This is a genomic window from Onishia niordana (genome assembly GCF_004798965.1).
GTDB lineage: Bacteria > Pseudomonadota > Gammaproteobacteria > Pseudomonadales > Halomonadaceae > Onishia > Onishia niordana.
In genome coordinates this window covers 237,553-256,326 of record NZ_SDSD01000005.1, presented here as the reverse complement: position 1 = coordinate 256,326, position 18,774 = coordinate 237,553, and the positions used below count along the sequence as shown (strand labels likewise).

Sequence of the window (18,774 nt, the reverse complement as noted above, 5' to 3'; positions counted from 1 at the left end):
CCATGCATGCGTCGCGTCCCCCGCTACTGGTCATCTACACCGGCGGAACCCTCGGCATGGTCGAGACGCCTCACGGCCTCGCACCGGGCGAGCATTTCGAGACAAGGCTGCGTAATGCCCTTAAAAGTCTGGCACCAGCCCAGCGCGCCAGCCTGCCCGACTTCGACTTCCTGGCAACCCCGAGAACCATCGACTCCAGCAGCGCTTGCCCGGCCGACTGGCAGAGCCTCGCCGCACTGATCGAGAATCACCAGCAGGCTTATTCAGGCATCGTCATACTGCATGGCACTGACACGCTGAGCTGGACCGCCACTAGTCTGGCCTTTCAGCTCCAAGGCATCGACAAACCCGTCGTGCTCACGGGTGCCATGCATCCTCTGGAATCAAGGGGGAGTGATGCCCTTAACAATATCGAAGGCGCCTTGCGTTTCGCCGCTCTACCAGCGCTTCAGGAAGTCGCCCTCTACTTCGCAGGGTGCTTACTACGAGGCGTTCGTGCCCGCAAATGGCAGACACAGGCCGAGGATGCCTTCACCAGCCCCAACTATCCTTTACTCGGCGAAATGGTCGACGGTTTGCCCGTACTCTATCCCGGCCGCGGCCTTGGCGACCATCAGCGTGGTGCTCAACGGTTTGAGCTCCCGGACTATCGGGCACTAGGCCCATCACCTGTGGTACGGATTGCGCTGTGGCCAGGCATCACCGCCCGACAGGTTGGCGCACTTCTGCTTGACGATACCGTCAAGGGCGCGCTGCTAGAAGTCTGGGGGGGAGGCAATATCGCCGACGACCCGGCACTGATCGAGGTATTGGCCCAAGCCAACGGGGAAGGCAAGCTGGTGACGGCCATCAGTCAATGTCCGTATGGGCGCATCGATATTGGTGCCTATGCGGCTGGCCAGGGGCTCGCAGACGCAGGCGTGATGTCTGGCGATGACATGACCCCTGAAGCCGCCATGACAAAGCTGATCCACCTGCTGGCCAAACCATTGAGCGACGCAGACAGGAAGCGTCAGTTCCTGACCAGCCTTACCGGAGAGCGCTGATCAACGCCTGCCACACAGCGCAAACGAGGATCCCATTCAACGCCGGTGGCATGGCAAGATGATCGCACTAGGTGCTTGAATTACGGGAAACGTCCAAGACGGGGTCCGCCAAAAGGAGACAGACCATGGAACACGCCGTACACCCTTTCAGTGAACTCTTCGAGCAGCTCGGCCTGCCCGCCGATAACGCCTCTATCCAGGCGTTCATCGAGCAGCATTCACCATTATCCGATGACGTGAGTCTGGCCGAAGCCCCCTTCTGGAACCGGGGGCAGGCAGAGTTGATTCGTGGCGCCTTGGAAGATGACGCTGACTGGGCTGAGGTAGTCGATCAGCTCAACGCCGCGCTGCGCAAGGGGTGAGCAAAAGAAGCCGGGAGCGGTGACTCAAAGCCGCTCCTCGACTCGCTCAAGAATCTGTCGACTGACTTTGTTCACCAGGGGACGGGCCGCCTTATTGACGGCCCTTTCCACCAGGCGATTCTTGATCACGTAATCAAGCGTCAGCGTCACCAGTGTGCCCTCGGGGACTGGCGTAAGCCGGTAACAGCCCTGATTCTGCACCCCATCGATAGACTCCCATGCCAAACGCTCCGGCGCGCGAGACTCAGTGATCACCACATCGAAGGCCCAATCGACGCCAACCGCCCTGACATGCCAGCGATAACGCTTATCACCCAGCGATTCGATGGATTCGATCAGGTCGGAATAATCCGCAAAGTCTTCGACACGTTCGAGTAGCTCGAAGACCCGCTCCGGCGTCGCCGGCAATGTCGCGCTATGTTCGATGGTGGCCATATCGAGATCCTGTTACGGGTGCGCACAAACCTTGAGGGTAACCAGCTCACCTCTCCAAGACCAGCCTTCAACCGCTAACAGCGCATCTTCTCAAGCGAGCCACCCACCCATCACGCTCAAGAACATGATCTGGCTTGTCGCCCCCTGGCCGACTCGTTGTTTGACCGATCTACGCGTCCCATTTTCCCTAAGCGCCGCCAAGCTGCATCGTGATCAAGCGACCAAGATCACTCGCCCATATATCGCACCCGCTTTTTTGCCTTTACCCGGGCAACCTCTACCCGTACCAGCCCATCTACGCAGTAACCGAAGTCGGCATCGACGCTGAAATCCAGAAACTGCACACCACCAGGTGAGCAAAGATCGGTGTAATGCTTATAGAGGGCCGGCACTGTCACGCCATGCATGCCGAGCTGTCGCTTGAGCACCTTGAAGTCGGCCGCCACATCGTCGTGGCAGAACAACACCTTAGCTTCGTCCGCAACGGCTGAAGATACACGGAATGGCGCACGAGCTCGCACGCCTTCTTCTCTGGTACCGTAATAATGCTGAAAGAAATACACCAGCAGCTCCAGTGCGGCACGGGGAATGGCATTGGATAGCGACACCGGCCCGATCATCCAGGCGATCGATGGATTGGCTTTCAAGTAGGCACCGATGCCATGCCATAGCAGATCAAGGCTGCGACGTCCCCAGTACCTGGGTTGTACAAAGCTGCGTCCAAGCTCGATACCCTCACCGACGCTTGCCAACCATTCCTCTGAACAGTCGAACAGTGACGCCGAATAAAGACCTTCCACGCCATGCGTCGCCAGCACGCCATTGACCCTTGCCAGGCGATAAGCGCCGGCAATCTCCATGGCCTTGTCGTCCCAGACCAGCAGATGCTGATAATGACGATCATAGTCATCCAGATCTCGGCTCTCACCGGTCCCCTCGCCTACCCGACGGAACGTCAGCTCGCGGAGTCGTCCCAGTTCACGCATCACCACGGAATCCGCGCGATACTCGTGCAATAGAATCCGCATGCCCTCCTTGGTCGTTCCCAGACACTGCGCTTTTTCCAGCTCGGCACGCAACGCCTGTCGCGGCTCTGGGTGGGCGATCGGCCGCTCGGTCTCGAACAGCGGCGTCTTGTTCTTGGCCAGCCGATAGACATGCTTGCGAAGCAGTTTGAGCTTGGTGCGATTGGCTAATCCTGGCAAATCGAAGCGCGTCAGGGGAATAGGCTCACCGACACGGATCGGCAGGTCCATGGCGTGCTTCTTGAACATCTCGTTGACCAGCAGCAGCCCGCCCAGTGGCCGGTAGATCATCGACAGCGAATAGAACAGTGCCGAATTTCGCCCGCCTACGTGCACCGGCAGAATCGGGGCATTGGTCTTGCGAGCCAAATGCAGGAAGCCGCTGAGCCAAGGGCCATCTTTAATGCCGGCGGGACCTGCCCGGGACACCTCGCCCGCGGGAAAGACAATGACCGCCTGCTCGGCCATCAGCGCCTCGCTGCCGGCGCGGGCAGTCTGGCGGTAACCTTTACCGGTCAGGTTATCGACGGGCAGCAACAAGGGGCGCAGCGGCACGAACTCCCACAGCAGGTCGTTGACCATCACCTTGACGTCTCGGCGCACCTCACCCACCAACTTGAGCAGCGCCAGGCCATCCAGGGTGCCCAGCGGGTGGTTGGCGACGATCACCACGCGCCCCTCATTCGGAATGTTGCAACGCTCACGTGCAGAGACCAGGTAACTGAAGCGGAAGTGCTCCAGAACATGGTCGATGAATTCGAAGGGGCCCGCTTCCTGATGCAGCGCCAGGAAGTCATTGACCTCATCCTCATGCATCAGGCGGCGCAACAGCCCCATGGCAGGCTGGCGCACCACGGCTGCACGGCTATTGAGTGCAGGGTATTTGTCGTCAATCAGGCGTTCTATATCGAGCATCGGGGAGTCCTCCGGTGTTGTCGATATCCTGCGCGTCCGACATGACGTGACCATGTCGAACGCATAACGAAGCAGTGACAACCGCCCGCTATGGCCAGCAGCGCTGGCAATCTCTACAATGCGCGACTCGCCCGGACCGGATCCCGGGCGTCCGTGCCGCCAGGCCGGCCGTAACAAATTCTCCGAAGGAACTCCCCATGACCTCCTCTTCAGCCCCCCGTGCCGTAGTGATCTACTCCGGCGGCATGGACTCTTATACGGTGTTGCACCGGGCCCGCCGCGAGGGTTATGAGCTCCACGCGCTCTCGTTCAACTACGGACAACGACACGCACGCGAACTCGATACCGCCAAACAGGTATGCGAGGAGCTCGGGATCGCTCATCAGATCGTCGATATCCGTGCCATCCATGGCCTGATCGACAACTCCGCCCTGACAGACGCCTCCCAGGCACTGCCCGGCGGCGACTACGATGCCGACAACCTGAGCGCCACCGTGGTACCGAACCGCAACATGATCCTGCTGTCTCTGGCCATTGCCCAGGCGGTGAACATCGGCGCGGATCGCGTTTTCTATGGCGCCCACGGCGGCGATCACGTGCTCTACCCGGATTGCCGGCCCGAGTTTGTCGATAAGATGAACGCTGTAGCCGCCATCGCCAACTTCTCGCCGGTGACCATCGAGGCGCCCTACCTGCACAAGGGCAAGGGCGAGATTCTGGCCGACGGCCTCGCCATGGGACTCGACTACGCCAAGACCTGGACCTGCTACCTAGGCAGGGCTCTTGCCTGCGGCGACTGCGGCAGCTGCCGCGAGCGGCTGGCCGCCTTCGAGCAACATGGCTTGAGCGATCCCCTGGGCTATTCACAGCGGCCCGAAGCCACCGCATCACAGCGACCCGAAGCCGACACATCACAGCGGCCAGGCACTGACGCAGAAGTCAGCGCTGACTCCAGCGAAGGTCGCCACGATGTATAGCGTCAAGGAGGCCTTCTATACCCTGCAGGGCGAAGGCGCTCGGGCTGGACGCGCCAGTGTCTTCTGCCGCTTTGCCGGCTGTAATCTCTGGTCGGGTCGCGAGCAGGACCGGGCGAGTAGCGCCTGCCGCTTCTGCGATACCGATTTCATTGGCACCGACGGGCAGAACGGTGGTCGCTTTCACGATGCCGAATCGCTCGCCGATCATCTGGCGAGTCTATGGCCGGGTGTACCGGGCGGGCGTCGCTATGTGGTGTTTACAGGCGGTGAACCGCTGCTGCAGCTGGATACGCCGCTGATCGATGCCCTGCATGCCCGCGATTTTGAAATCGCCGTGGAGACCAACGGCACGCTCATGCCGCCGGCCGGTATCGATTGGCTATGCGTCAGCCCCAAGGGCAACACCGCCCTTGCCATCACCGCTGGCAACGAGCTCAAGCTGGTCTATCCGCAACAGGATGCCCCGCCCGCGCGTTTCGACGGGCTCAACTTTGACCATTTCTATCTGCAACCCATGGACCTTGCACCACTGGGAGGTGACGGCAACACCATGGCCGATGTCGTCGACTACTGCCTAGGCGCCCCTCAATGGCAGCTCTCACTGCAGACTCACAAGATTGCGGGGATCGACTGATGACGCTATTCGTCAACGCTCTGACCCAACTCGATGCCTCGCTGTGGTGCCCTCATCGCGGTCTCATCGGCGTCAGTTGGCAGGTCAATACCGAGCTCGACGGTGAGTTGGGCGAGGATGGCATGCTGTTCGACTTTGGCCACGTCAAACCGTGGATCAAGTCACGGCTGGATGACGGCGCCGACCACACCCTGATCGTCCCCATTGACGCACCGGGCATAACGGTCAGCGAGTGCCCCGAAGGTCTCGCGATCCGCACCACCACGCCCTACGTTATGGAGGTGCGCGGCCCGCAGCAGGCCTTCACCCTGGTGCCCGCTGCAGAGATCACCTCGTCAGATCTCGCCGAGCGCTTCGCCGAGGAGATGATGCGCCAGCCGCCGCCGCGGGTCAGTGCGATACGCCTGAGCTTTCAGGATGAACCGCTCACTGGCGCTAGCTACACTTACAGCCACGGCCTGCGCCGCCATGACGGCAACTGCCAGCGCATCGCCCACGGCCACCGTTCGCCGCTCCATATCTGGCAGGCTGGCACTCGCGCGCCGGCACTCGAGGCCGAATGGGCCGAGCGCCTGGCCGATCGTTACCTGGTCGATAAAAGTGATATCGAGGATAACCACGAATTAGAGGCTAAAGGGATGCTGGCAACCCGCTATCGCGCGCCCCAGGGCGATTTCTTCCTGATGCTACCCCGCGAGCGCTGCGTGATTTTGCCAACCGCCACGACCATTGAGCAGATCGCCGCCTGGCTTGCCAATGAGATAGCCGGTGGAACCGGTCAAGCGACCCGCGTTCAGGCCTTCGAGGGCATTGGCAAGGGAGCCATCGCGGAGCACACCCCATGAGCCGATTGATTGCCAGCCGTAAGGTTGCGTCCGACGCCATATCCGAGACGATGCAAACCGATGCTGCCCCACCTACAGGTGTCGACGCCACCGAGGACGGTTGTCGCCCTGGCTGTGGAGCCTGCTGCATCGCGCCCTCGATCAGCTCTTCCATTCCTGGCATGCCAAGAGGTAAACCGGCAGGCGTTCGCTGCGTGCAGCTCGATGACGACAACCTCTGTCGACTGTTCGGTGACCCTAGTCGACCTGAGGTCTGTGCACGCTTCGATTTCGACCCTGAGCTCTGCGGCACTCATCGCGACCAAGCACTGGAGCGAATCGCCGAATGGGAAGCCTTGACATGAAACAGCGCTACTTTAGATAGCAGTGCTTTCACGCCCAACAAAAACGGCCCATCCGCAAGCAGATGGGCCGTTTTGTTTTCTCTACAGTGGGGCGCTACTGACGCACCTGATCGACTAGCTTTCGGCGCGGGCCGGTGCCGCCAAGCGATGGTCAAGCAGAGTGCGCCAACGCATGAGCACCGGTGCATCACTGATGCTGACCACACTTAGCAGCTGGCGGAACGCATCTCGCGCGGCCAGATCCTGCGGGTCAACCAGCGTCAGCCACAGCTCCAGCGCATTCAACTGCTGGTGAATATTATCGTGCTCGCGTGCCTGCTCCAGCGCCTGTTCGGTCAGACGTCGCACTTCCTCGACTGGATGCCCCAGTCGCTGGCGTACACGCGCCAGTTGAAGTGCCAGCTCCGGCATGTAAAGCGAACTACGCTCCTGTGCCACCAGCAAGCACTGATCGAGATAGTCTTCGGCACGCTCGAACTCTTCACACGCCACCAGGGCATCGACCCACCACAGCATCGGCGTCTGGTAGCGATGACGCCCCGAGATAGCATCGAACTCTTCCATGCAGGTCTCGATCACCTTGAGCCCCTCACGATCTCCCGACAAGGCACGCTCCCAGCCCAACAGGCCCTGCGACGACATCTGCCACAGGTGCAGATCCGGGGTGCCGGTTAGCTCGAAGGCACGCTGCGCACGCCGACTGACCAGATGAACATGCCCCAGCTGGCGATAGACGGCAGCGGCATACATCAAGGCCATGGCAAGTGAGCCGGGATGGTTGAAGCTTTCAGCGAGGCGGATCGCCGCCTCGGCCTGCGCCTCGGCCCGGCGATAGTCGCCTCGCAGGCACAATGCCCAGCCCTGATAACAGGCGGCAGCCACCTGGGGGTGATCCGAGAACGGTAGCCATTCGATCATCATCGGCTGGTGAAGAGGATCGACCTCTTCCAGGTGAGCACAAGCCTGACGAATGCTGCCCGCCCAATATTCGCAGCAGGCTCGCGCATAGTCGGCCAACCTCAGGTAACGCGGGTCCTCGAGACTCGCCGCCAGCCCCGCCAGCTGCGAGGCCAGCGAGAAAGCATCGGCGTGGGCATGGCGCTGACTGCAACCGACCCAGAGCCCCCATTTGACCAGGAAGCGCTGTTCCAGGTCGGTCTCGTCATCGGCCTGATCCTTGTCGGATGACGACTGCACAGAAAGTAAGTCTCGCGCTCGCACGAAGCACTCATGAGCCGTCGGCGATGCATGCCCTTCCATAGCGAAGGCCGCCTGGCCACGCACCGTCAGCAGGCTTATTTCGCGCTCGGCGCAATCATCGACCTGGCGCAGACTGGCCAATCCCTCGTCGGCCATTTTGAGTGCCGTACGATTGGCACTGACCTTGAGCGCTTCGCGGGCAGCCAATTCGAAGTAGCGGGCGCCACGCGCGTAATCGCCACTGCGACGCAGGTGGGTGGCAAAATCGCCGGGATGGCGACTGATCCAGATCGGGAAGCGCTCTTCGATGAGACTAACCACCTGGCGATGAATGGATACCCTGACATCGCGCGGACACGACAGATACGCGGCTTCCTGCAACAGCTGATGGCTGAACTGGTATTCGCACTCGGAGGAAGACGTGCAGGGCTCGATCACTTCAAGGCGCAGCATCTGATCCAGCGCCTGCTTGAGCCTCACGGATTCCCAGCCACTGCATTCCGTCAAGAAATCGACGCGGAACTGACGCCCCAGCACGGCCGCAATCTGGGCCACTTCACGATCGGCATCGAGCTGATCGATCCGGCTCGCCAGCAGACCCAGCAAGCCTTGCGGCAACTCGTCGATCTGCACGCTGCGCCCTTCCCGGCGCTCCATGTCCAGACGACGACAGATTTCCTGCAAATACAGCGGTACGCCATCGCAGCGCTCGATTAGCTGGTTGCGCAGACGCGGGCTGAGATGCAGGTGATAGCGTCGCGCCAGCTGCGATAACAGATTGGAAGACTGCTGATTGTCGAGACGCCCCAGCGTGATCTGCTGGTCCCAATGAAGCTTGGAAGGTAACGACTCGCGACCATGATGGCTTGCCACCAACAGCAATGGGCAGTTGATCGGCAGGCGGGTCTGCAAGGCAGCCAATAGCTTGTAGGAGGGCTCATCGAGCCACTGCAGGTCATCGAGCATCAGCACCAGCGGACGATCCTGCGTCAGATCTTCGATCAACTGCTTAAGCAACCGCGCCACCAGCTCGACGGCTTCACCGCTCTGCGTCAGGTCTGTCTCATCGCTTTGACAGATCCCTAGCGCCTCGGCCAATAGCCGGCGGTGATTGTCATCCATCTCAAGTGCCGGATGCCCCGCCAGCACCTCATCCAGCAGCGACTCGCTCAGCTCTTCTTTCAAATGCCAACGCAGCAGCATTCGCGCCACACTGTAGGGTGTCTGCGCGGCCATACGTGTGGCGGGTTGCCAGCATATAGCCGCGTCACGACTCTGTTCGAGCTGGCGAAAGGCCACCATCAGCGCCGACTTACCCATCCCCGAGGGACCACGTACCAAGACGCTCTGACGCAAACCTATGCCGGCCCGAGCCAGGGCATCGCGCAGCTTGCGCAGATCCGACTCGCGACCCACAAGACTTGGCGGCAAGGCATCGCGACCGCCTTCATTCTCCCCAAGGACCAGGGCGCGCAGCTGCACCCTGCCATCACAGGCCACTAGCCGCGACGTAAGGCGCGGCTGAAGATCAAGCGCCGGTGGCATGTGCTGGCTGGATTCATGCGAAATCACCAACTCACTGCCATCAGCAGCGCCCATCAGGTCCAAAGAGCGCTGGGTGACCTGGCCCAGAGGATCCACCAACTGACGCTCGGGCACATAAACCACTCGACCGCTGTTAAGCCCGGCCGCCAGCGTGAATGTCGGCATGTCGCCTTCACCTGACCAGCGACGCTGACTTTCTTCGGGAAGCGCCTTGCGGCAGTGCTCATAAAGCGCGACGAGTTCCGCAAGCTGATGTGCCGGCCCATGGGTGCCAAAGCAAGCCAGGCCCAGCCCACCGGTCGCACCGGTCAGCCAGAAACCGCCCAGGTGATGGCACTGCTCCTCCAGCCAGCGGAGGAGCTCGATCTGCAGGCGCAGACAGGCGCAGGTCTCGGCCCGATCCTGCCAATCACCTTCGAGCTTCAGGCGGATCGCCATGACCGACAACTGTCGCTGCTCGATTTCATCTTCCTGAAGTGGCGCGCTATCGGCGGCCACAGCCCTTGAAAACGCCCCCTGATGCGTGATCGGCGACAGCTCCGATTGACTTTCAGACCAATAGCGCGCCAGCTGAAGAAAGCTGAGTTCAGGCTGTTGTCCGGACAGCGCCAGCAGCTGCAGGTAAGCGTTGTATTCTTCATGCGCGGCCGCCGACTGGCCCTGCTCGGCCAGTTGACGCACCAGGCACTCATGAAAGGGACCATAGCCGGAAAAACGGCTGACCAGGGTGCGCAGCAGCGACTCAGGGACATCGTCATGTTCGTCGATGACCGTCTCGGCGAAGGCGATCACCCGCTGTCGCCACTCGTTGCGCACCTGCAGGAGCCAGCGCTGAAATTCTGAGCAGGCAGAGAGCTGCAACTCCTCGACAAGATCCCCGCGATAGGCGTCGAGAATGGCCTCCAGGTTGGGGATGTTGGCGACCCCATCGAGCAAGTCTTGCAGTTCATGCAGATCGAATGCCCAGCTCTTGGGCAGCTTGAAGGCAATTGTCTGTCGAGAGACCACCAGCACCTGATCGGCTTCGTCACCCAGCGACTGACGAAGACAGTGCAGCGCATGCCGCAAGTTGGTACGCCCGGAAGACAGGCCCTGATCCGGCCATAGTAACTCTGCCAGCGTCGCCCGATTAACCGGCTGGTCATGGAGCAAGAGATAGACCAGCAACGCCTTGACCTTGTCGTAACTGAACTGGGTCAGGCAGTCCTCACCTAGATTCAGTGAGAAGTGTCCAAAAAGCGCTAACTGCTCGTTGACTGAGGGTTCCCGCATCGTGTTGGTTCCTGCGTTATTATCCTGCTGGCTCGGACAACTACGACACCCTTACGCGAAGCGAGCCTGCCGAGCCTGTAATTATGTTTACGCGGCTGCGTTTCGTCCCCGACATTCCCCACTGAGCAGCACTATTGCGCTGCCCCTCACCCTCTATTGCTTGCTCGTCTCGTGCTTACCACCTTTCGATAGCACCGTGCTACGTATGCCATTGGCCGTCAGGCGGCGACAGGAACACCACTGTGGAATCGGAACACCTCATCCGGCTCACATATCAGCTGGCGTTCACAATCAGCAAAGAACGCAATGCGCGCATCCACGCTCGTATCATCGGCCTCTGCGGCATAGCGACGGGCCAGCATCAGGTAATCTTCATAGTGGCGACCTTCTGACTTAACCAGACTGCGATAGAACTTGGCAAGCTCGGCATCGAGATGAGGGATCAGGCGTGCGAATCGCTCGCAGCTTCGCGCTTCTATATAGGCACCGATGATCAGAATGTCGACCAGGCGTTGCGGGTCCTCGCGGCGAACATGGCGGCGCAACCCTTCGGCATAGCGCGACGCGCTGAGATGGCGATACTCGATGCCGCGCGATTCCATGACGCGAATCACCTGCTCGAAGTGCAAGAGCTCTTCTCGCGCCAGCTGTGACATCTTGGTCAATAGCAGCGGACGGTCGACATAGCGATACATCAGGCTCATCGCCGTCGAGGCGGCTTTCTTCTCGCACTGGGCATGATCGATCAGCAGCAGATCCGGGTGGTCAAGCGCCGCGTCAATCCAGGTGCCCGGGGTCTCGCAGGCCAAGAAGTCCCGCAGCTCGGCGGGTAAGAGGTCATCCACAGTTTCTTGCATCGTTTCTCTGATCGTTAGTGAAAGTGAGTATTCAATGCGAGCGCATTCAAATAGTGAAACAGGGTAGCTAGCAGGCACAACAGAGCATGCCGGCTGAGTGGCGGAAATAATGCCAAGTCATGACGAGCATCAAATTGACGAAAGGCGTCGTGCCTCGGCGGCCTCCATCAAGCGCGGCACCAGCATGGCATGCAAGTCGGCCGCAGCAAGGCCAGCGCCCTCGCCCACCGTCTCAAGCCCGTAACGTGACAGGTCACTGATACGATGCCGGCCCACCCGCAACAGCTCAACGGCCTGAGAAAGCGGCGGCTGATCATCACGATGACGAATGCCATGACGTTCGAGCTGGGCCTTGAGCATATCGGCATCGACCACTCGCAGAAGCTCGCCCGCCACCGCCACGCGCAGCGTATCCAGCTCGACAAGGCGCAGATCGCGCTCATCAAAGTCATAGGCCGGCCAGTCGCGAATCTCATCGGCATGGCGCTGACACCCCCGGCAGACATCGTCACCCACCGTTGTCGAACACAGACCGACGCAGGGCGAAATGATTCGGCGTGTCATGGCTCTCCTTATTGGCTACCACCTAGCGTATTGCTGCCCGCTATCTTACCCGGCTAGAAAAGCCCACGACACTCCAGCCGATCTTATCGCTGTATGACTATGCGCTTATCAAGCCCTTTGTATCAGGACCATTGACGTCGTTTTCGTAAAGGCTGCTTGTTTGCCCTCTTTTCATGCTAAAGCCGCAGCTCAGGAGCACACGACCATCGTACAAAGCCTGTCAGCAGGGGCTTGCTTAACATTGTCGACAAAATCACGTACACTGTGTTGCCTCCCGCAAGACGCATAACGAAAGTCCCGGAGCACCTCGATTGACGACCGTCACACTTCAAGTGTCGTCACACAGGCCCGCTCTGGAAGATCAACTTGATGAGGGTCCCTCCGTGCTTGAAGCCTATCGCCAACATGTCGAAGAACGCGCCACTCAGGGCGTGCCGCCCAAGCCGCTGAATGCCGAGCAAACCGCCGAACTGGTCGAGCTGTTGAAGAACCCGCCGGCCGGCGAGGAAGAGTTCCTGCTTAAGCTGCTGACCGATCGCGTTCCGCCGGGTGTCGATGAAGCCGCATACGTGAAGGCCGGTTTCCTGACCGCCATTACCAAGGGCGAAGCCGAATCCCCGCTGATCGACAAGACCCACGCGGTCAAGCTGCTGGGTACCATGCAGGGCGGCTACAACATCGTGTCGCTGGTTGAGCTCCTCGATGACGAGAGCCTGGCGAAGGAAGTGGGCGAACAGCTCAAGCACACCCTGCTGATGTTTGATGCTTTCCACGATGTGGAAGAGCGCGCCAAGGCAGGCAATACCGTGGCCAAGGACATCATCCAGTCCTGGGCCGATGCCGAGTGGTTCCTGGCCAAGCCAGCGCTTGACGAGAAGATCACGCTGACCGTCTTCAAGGTACCCGGTGAAACCAACACCGACGACCTGTCCCCGGCACCGGATGCCTGGTCACGCCCGGATATGCCGCTGCATGCCAACGCCATGCTCAAGAACCCGCGCGACGGCATCCACCCGGAAGTGCCCGGTACCACCGGCCCGCTCGCCCAGATCGACGAAGTGAAGGCCAAGGGCTTCCCTGTCGCCTATGTAGGCGATGTGGTCGGCACCGGCTCCTCGCGCAAGTCCGCCACCAACTCGGTGTTATGGTTCTTCGGTGACGACATTCCCAACGTGCCCAACAAGCGCGCTGGCGGCTTCTGCTTCGGCGGCAAGATCGCCCCGATCTTCTTCAACACCATGGAAGACTCCGGCGCCCTGCCCATCGAGATGGACGTCGAGAAGCTCGAGATGGGCGATGTGATCGATGTCTACCCCTATGAGGGCAAGGTCTGCAAGCACGGCACTGATGAAGTGGTCAGCACCTTCGAGCTCAAGACCCAGCTGATCCTCGATGAAGTGCGCGCTGGCGGGCGCATCCCGCTGATCATCGGCCGTGGCCTGACTGGCAAGGCCCGCGAGTCCCTGGGCCTCGAGCCGTCCGACGTCTTCCGTCTACCCGAGCAGCCGACCGACACCGGAAAGGGTTTCACCCTGGCCCAGAAGATGGTCGGCAAGGCCTGCAACATGGATGGCGTGCGCCCGGGCATGTATTGCGAGCCGAAGATGACCACCGTGGGGTCGCAGGACACCACCGGTCCGATGACCCGTGACGAGCTGAAGGATCTGGCCTGCCTCGGTTTCCAGTCCGACCTGGTGATGCAGTCCTTCTGCCACACCAGCGCCTACCCGAAGCCGGTCGATGTGGAAACACACCACACCCTGCCCGACTTCATCATGAATCGTGGCGGCGTATCGCTGCGCCCGGGCGACGGCATCATCCACTCCTGGCTGAACCGCATGCTGCTGCCCGACACCGTCGGCACCGGCGGTGATTCCCACACCCGCTTCCCGATGGGCATTTCCTTCCCGGCGGGCTCCGGCCTGGTGGCCTTCGCTGCCGCCACCGGCGTGATGCCGCTGGACATGCCGGAATCGGTGCTGGTGCGCTTCAAGGGCAAGCGCCAGCCGGGTGTGACCCTGCGTGACCTGGTCCATGCCATTCCCTACTACGCCATTCAGCAGGGCCTGCTGACCGTCGACAAGTCCGGCAAGAAAAACGCCTTCTCCGGTCGCGTCCTGGAAATCGAAGGTCTCGAAGACCTGACCGTCGAGCAGGCTTTCGAGCTGTCCGACGCCAGCGCCGAGCGCAGTGCTGCCGGCTGCACCATCACCCTGGGTGAGGACTCGGTGTCCGAATACCTGAAGTCCAACATCACCCTGCTCAAGTGGATGATCGATGCAGGCTACGGCGACCGTCGTACCATCGAGCGCCGCATCCTGGCCATGGAAGAGTGGCTGGCTGATCCGAGCCTGATGCGTGCCGACCAAGACGCCGAATACGCCGAAGTCATCGAGATCGATCTCGATGCCATCAAGGAACCGGTGCTGTGCGCCCCGAACGACCCGGACGATGCCCGCCTGCTGTCCGAAGTCGCCGGCCGCCAGATCGATGAAGTCTTCATCGGTTCGTGCATGACCAACATCGGCCACTTCCGCGCCGCCGGTAAGTTGCTCGAGAAGCAGCCCGCCGGCAGCCTGAAGACCAAGCTGTGGCTAGCACCGCCGACCAAGATGGACCAGCACCAGCTGACCGAAGAAGGCTACTACGGCATCTATGGCCGTGCCGGCGCCCGTATGGAAATGCCGGGCTGCTCGCTGTGCATGGGTAACCAGGCACGTGTGGCACCCAAGTCCACCGTGGTATCCACCTCGACACGTAACTTCCCCAACCGCCTGGGCGATGGCGCGGACGTCTTCCTCGCCTCCGCAGAGCTTGCCGCGGTAGCAGCGGTCGAGGGTCGTCTACCGACCGTCGAGGAGTACCAGGGCTACATGAGTGAGTTCGATGCGATGGCAAGTGAAATCTATCGTTATATGAACTTCCATGAAATCGAGGAATTCCAGAAAGCTGCCTCGAACGTGATTCCGGTCGCTGAAGCCTGAGACCGAATCACCCTTAAATCGCCGATGCTCGCAACATCGCCGGTTCATCCTGCTGAAGAGGACATTACGCCCGAATCAGCCGACATGACCCGGAGTCGATGACCGAAGCGCCCCCTGCGGGGCGCTTTTTTTGTGCAGAAAACCTTGATAGCAACAATGATCAAACGAATGTTTGCAACAAAGCTTTACTCGTCGTTACTGCGCCACCCTTGTTATCGAACAGTGTTCTATTTACATTCTGTATGTCGAGTTAGTAACACGATATTGCCCGTGTTTTCTGGGTGAGGCGAAGCACCGCAAAGACACCATCATCGCTCCGGCCTCCCTCAGAAACCGCTATCAAGGAGAAAATCATGAAACTACGTGCCCTGATTACCGCCTCCGTCGCCACCGGCCTGTGCGCCTCGGCCCCCACCGTGCTCGCCGCCCCGGATGCCGAAGGCCTCTACCTGGGCTTAGGCACAGGCTTCAGCTCGCTGGAGAATGACCGTGACGACGTCGACAACTTCATCGAGTCCGGCTCCGACGACTTCAACGTCGACGATGACGACAACGTCTTCAAGGGATTCGTCGGCTATGAGGTCAACCCCTACTTCGCCACCGAGCTCTTCTACGCAGACCTTGGCCACACCCGCCTGAAGGGCAACGACATCGGCAACACCGACCTTGAGTCCAACGCCTACGGCGTCAACGTTGTCGGCCAGTTGCCGGTCACGCCCTGGTTCACGGCCTTTGCCAAAGCAGGCCTTGCCAAGTGGGAAACCGACGTCGATGGCAACCTCGGCAACGCCAACCTGGACCTCAAGGATAACGACGGCACCGACCCGGTCTATGGCGTTGGCGCCCAGTTCAACTTCGATCCTTTCCTGGTCCGCGCCGAATACGAGCGCTACGACATGGATAGCGACTACAAGATCGACACCTTCACCGCCTCGGCAGGTATGCGCTTCTGATATTGCAAAGCCCAGCCAGAAAACTTGGCTAGCAACACCAAGCCAGCAAAACACAAACGCCGGGTACAGACCCGGCGTTTGCATATCTCATCGCAGCGTTTTTCAACGCCCAGGTTGTGGCACCATCAGGGTTCCCGCTCAAGGAGAATCCCATGACTTCCATCATCACGCCTGATCTCTGCGACGCCCACCCGGACGTCGAGGTACTCGAACCGATCTTCGTTAACATCGGCGGTCGCGACGCCTTTGGCGGCCCGGTGCGCACGGTCAAGTGCTTCGAGGACAACTCGCGCGTCAAGGAAGCCGTCGCCGAGCCGGGCAACGGCGCTGTGCTGGTCGTGGATGCCGGTGGCTCGCTGCGCTGCGCGATGCTTGGCGACATGCTGGCCGAACAAGCGGCAAGTAACGGCTGGTCAGGCGTGGTGATGTATGGCTGCGTTCGCGATGTCGATGTGCTGGCCGAGACCGACATCGGCGTTCAGGCCCTCGCGGCCCACCCCCGCAAGAGCGAAAAGCGCGGCGAGGGCCAACGCGATATCGCGGTGACCTTTGCGGGCGTGACCATCACGCCCGAGCAATGGCTGTACGCCGACAACAACGGCATCATCATCGCCAAGGAACCGTTATCATGAGTGCCTAATAAGGCGCTTTCCCTGGATGTTATTGCTGGAGATAGTCAGATGCATGTCCGTTCACTGCTCGTTTCTACCGGCCTGCTATTCGCCGCCGTCAGCCCCCTCGCACAAGCAGACAGCCTGCGTCTTGGTATAGGCGAATGGGCCACCGGCCAGGCCAGCACCTACGTGCTGAAGGCCGTCCTTGAAGATGCTGGCCACCAGGTGGATATCAGCTCGGTAAGCCTTGCTGCCATCTGGCAAGGGCTCTCGGTTGGTGAGCTGGATGCCTTCACCGGCGCTTGGCTTCCGGTCACTCAGGCAAGCTACTACGAAAGCAAGGCCGATGAGATCGATGATCTTGGCCCCAACCTCACTGACGCCCGCGTCGGGCTGGCGGTACCGACCTACGCAGACGTTACCTCGATCGCCGACCTCGCTGCCGCCGGGGAGACGTTTGGCCAGCGTATCCACGGCATCGATCCGGGCGCCGGCATCATGGCACTCACCGAGCAGGCGATGAACGCTTACGGCATCGAGGACTGGCAACTGGTCGCGGGCAGCGATGCGGCCATGAGTCAGACGCTCAAGACCGCGATGTCTCGTCAGGAGCCGATCGTCGTCACCGCCTGGGCGCCGCATCCGGTCTTTTCGGGGCAAGCACTTCGCTATCTCGACGATCCTCAGGGCCGCTATTCAGGGGACGAGCAGATCCATACCGTGACCCGCCAGGGGCTCGCCGAGGACAAGCCGGAAATCACCGCCATCCTCGACCGCTTCCAGTGGCGCAGCGCGGACATCCAGGACTTGATGGCCGCCAACCAGGCCAACGGCGACTATGAAGCCAACGCCCGGGCCTGGGTCGACGCGCACCCAGAGATGGTCGCTACCTGGCTCGGTAAGAACGACGACTGACCACAAAATGGTGCATGCAAAAAGCGCCCAACCAATAGCTTGGCTGGGCGCTTTTGTTGGGTCGCTCTGACCTCTTAATACTGCTTGGTACTGATTGGATTGGCAGCGCTTGGTACTGATTGGATTGGCAGCGATTGGTACTGATTGGTAGCGCTTGCTAATGCGCGCTTACAGCTCGCTTCGTTCACGCCCCCGGCGCACCCGCACGATGTCGGCCATCACCGCCAGGGCAATCTCAGCCGGCGTCTTGCTGCCAAGATCCAACCCAATCGGCATCTGAATGCGGGCAAGCGCGGTCTTGCTCAGCCCACCGCTGCGTTCAAGCCGCTCGGCACGGGCGGCAGACGTTTTCCTCGACCCCATCACCCCGATATAGAAGGCGTTGGTTCTGACCGCCTCGATCATCGCCAGATCATCGATACGCGGATCATGGGTCAGCGCCACCACCGCGGTGGCTCCATGACAGCCCCCTTCCGCTATAAAGCTAGAGGGCAGAGTCTCGACACATTCAACACCCGAAAGCGATAGCGCCGCGAATACGTCGGGGCGAGGGTCGCAGAGAATCACCTCGAAACCCAATCGCTGTGCAAACTCGGCACAGGCTTCCGCCACCGGTGACATGCCGGCAAGCACCAGCCGCGCCGCCGGTCCCACGCGCATCTGCACCTGTCCAGGGGCCTGGGGGCTGCCCTCGTCAGCGCTTTGCCCGTCAGAACTGTTTCCTTCAGAACTTTCCTCGTGAGAGCTTTGTTCAACAGACAGCACCACCCGCTCACCGAGCCCTGAATCGTCAGCAAGGCTCGTCTCACCGCTCACCAGATCGACATGGCGCAATTGCGGACGCTGTCCGGTCAGTGCCGCTTCAAGTGCTGCCAGATGCACAAGCGTCTCATCACCCGGCGCCAGCCTCTCAACCAGCACATCGAGAATACCGCCACAAGGCAGAGTGATGCCGGGGCCATCGCCCTCCTCGCCGTCACCATAGCGGACCCGTTGCACTGGCGCCTGGAAAGCGCCGTCAGCCAGCCGAGCCAGGAAATTTTCCTCGACACAGCCGCCAGACAATGACCCCACATGCCGGCCATCGCGAAGCGCTACCAGCCAGGCACCGGGTTCTCGCGGCGACGAACCGAAGGTCGAAAGCACTGTGCACAGCCACACCGGCTGCCCTTCTCGCGCCCAGGCAAGCGCCTGGCGGATTACCGTCAAATCTAGGTGTTGCATGATATGCCCTACTCAGCAAAGACCCCGCCCCGGGCATGCCGGGGCGGGGCTTTGAATCGCTGT

At 60.7% G+C, this 18,774-nt stretch carries 16 protein-coding genes; 10 read left to right on the top strand and 6 right to left on the bottom strand.

Annotated elements, in window-relative coordinates:
* The first annotated feature begins 2 nt into the window (after positions 1–2).
* Both ETC27_RS11590 and ETC27_RS11585 read left to right on the top strand, forming a co-directional pair.
* Positions 3–1,046 carry an asparaginase gene (locus tag ETC27_RS11590; RefSeq protein WP_136255150.1) on the top strand — a complete coding sequence of 348 codons (1,044 nt, stop codon included), beginning with the start codon at positions 3–5 and terminating at the stop codon, positions 1,044–1,046.
* Positions 1,047–1,171: 125 nt separating this feature from the next.
* A complete protein-coding gene (locus ETC27_RS11585) occupies positions 1,172–1,408 on the top strand; it encodes a DUF2789 domain-containing protein (protein WP_136255149.1) in 237 nt (78 codons plus the stop codon).
* A 24-nt stretch (positions 1,409–1,432) separates the two neighbouring features.
* Here the strand turns inward: ETC27_RS11585 and ETC27_RS11580 are convergent, their stop codons facing one another.
* Positions 1,433–1,843 carry an SRPBCC family protein gene (locus ETC27_RS11580; protein ID WP_136255148.1) on the bottom strand — a complete coding sequence of 137 codons (411 nt, stop codon included), beginning with the start codon at positions 1,841–1,843 and terminating at the stop codon, positions 1,433–1,435.
* Positions 1,844–2,070: 227 nt separating this feature from the next.
* Positions 2,071–3,783 carry a bifunctional ornithine lipid synthase OlsF gene (gene olsF / locus ETC27_RS11575; protein ID WP_136255147.1) on the bottom strand — a complete coding sequence of 571 codons (1,713 nt, stop codon included), beginning with the start codon at positions 3,781–3,783 and terminating at the stop codon, positions 2,071–2,073.
* Positions 3,784–3,980: 197 nt separating this feature from the next.
* On the opposite strand from olsF, the gene queC reads away from it, so the two are divergent.
* Genes queC through ETC27_RS11555 form a run of 4 tightly spaced genes read left to right on the top strand, consistent with a single transcriptional unit; the run spans position 3,981 to position 6,583 of the window.
* Positions 3,981–4,760 carry a 7-cyano-7-deazaguanine synthase QueC gene (gene queC / locus ETC27_RS11570; protein WP_136255146.1) on the top strand — a complete coding sequence of 260 codons (780 nt, stop codon included), beginning with the start codon at positions 3,981–3,983 and terminating at the stop codon, positions 4,758–4,760.
* Complete coding sequence (gene queE, locus ETC27_RS11565; RefSeq protein WP_136255145.1) at positions 4,753–5,394, top strand: 7-carboxy-7-deazaguanine synthase; 642 nt, start codon at positions 4,753–4,755, stop codon at positions 5,392–5,394. The genes queC and queE overlap by 8 nt, the downstream gene beginning before the upstream one ends.
* Positions 5,394–6,239: a 6-carboxytetrahydropterin synthase gene (locus ETC27_RS11560; RefSeq protein WP_136255144.1), complete on the top strand. Its 846-nt coding sequence runs from the start codon at positions 5,394–5,396 to the stop codon at positions 6,237–6,239. Before queE ends, ETC27_RS11560 begins: the two co-directional genes overlap by 1 nt.
* 50 nt (positions 6,240–6,289) lie before the next feature.
* A complete protein-coding gene (locus tag ETC27_RS11555) occupies positions 6,290–6,583 on the top strand; it encodes a YkgJ family cysteine cluster protein (protein ID WP_136255206.1) in 294 nt (97 codons plus the stop codon).
* A 114-nt stretch (positions 6,584–6,697) separates the two neighbouring features.
* Here the strand turns inward: ETC27_RS11555 and ETC27_RS11550 are convergent, their stop codons facing one another.
* The 3 genes from ETC27_RS11550 to ETC27_RS11540 form a co-directional block, all read right to left on the bottom strand.
* Complete coding sequence (locus ETC27_RS11550; protein WP_136255143.1) at positions 6,698–10,600, bottom strand: ATP-binding protein; 3,903 nt, start codon at positions 10,598–10,600, stop codon at positions 6,698–6,700.
* Between the two features lie 218 nt (positions 10,601–10,818).
* Positions 10,819–11,457 carry a MiaE family protein gene (locus ETC27_RS11545; protein WP_136255142.1) on the bottom strand — a complete coding sequence of 213 codons (639 nt, stop codon included), beginning with the start codon at positions 11,455–11,457 and terminating at the stop codon, positions 10,819–10,821.
* A gap of 129 nt (positions 11,458–11,586) precedes the next feature.
* A complete protein-coding gene (locus ETC27_RS11540; protein ID WP_136255141.1) occupies positions 11,587–12,021 on the bottom strand; it encodes a DUF1289 domain-containing protein in 435 nt (144 codons plus the stop codon).
* A gap of 383 nt (positions 12,022–12,404) precedes the next feature.
* Here ETC27_RS11540 and acnB point away from each other — a divergent pair, with 383 nt between their 5' ends.
* From acnB to ETC27_RS11520, 4 genes are all read left to right on the top strand, one after another.
* On the top strand, positions 12,405–15,005 hold the full coding sequence (acnB, locus tag ETC27_RS11535) for a bifunctional aconitate hydratase 2/2-methylisocitrate dehydratase (protein ID WP_136255140.1): 2,601 nt from the start codon (positions 12,405–12,407) through the stop codon (positions 15,003–15,005).
* A 353-nt stretch (positions 15,006–15,358) separates the two neighbouring features.
* The gene (locus tag ETC27_RS11530; protein ID WP_136255139.1) at positions 15,359–15,958 is read left to right on the top strand and encodes a porin family protein; all 600 of its coding nucleotides are present in this window, start codon (positions 15,359–15,361) and stop codon (positions 15,956–15,958) included.
* 152 nt (positions 15,959–16,110) lie between these two features.
* Entirely contained in the window at positions 16,111–16,590 is a 480-nt protein-coding gene (gene rraA, locus ETC27_RS11525) for a ribonuclease E activity regulator RraA (protein ID WP_136255138.1), read from the top strand.
* Between the two features lie 48 nt (positions 16,591–16,638).
* Positions 16,639–17,487 carry a glycine betaine ABC transporter substrate-binding protein gene (locus tag ETC27_RS11520; RefSeq protein WP_136255137.1) on the top strand — a complete coding sequence of 283 codons (849 nt, stop codon included), beginning with the start codon at positions 16,639–16,641 and terminating at the stop codon, positions 17,485–17,487.
* A 168-nt stretch (positions 17,488–17,655) separates the two neighbouring features.
* Here the strand turns inward: ETC27_RS11520 and ETC27_RS11515 are convergent, their stop codons facing one another.
* Positions 17,656–18,711, bottom strand: a complete 1,056-nt coding sequence (locus tag ETC27_RS11515; RefSeq protein WP_136255136.1) for an XdhC family protein — start codon at positions 18,709–18,711, stop codon at positions 17,656–17,658.
* Between the last annotated feature and the right edge of the window lie 63 nt (positions 18,712–18,774).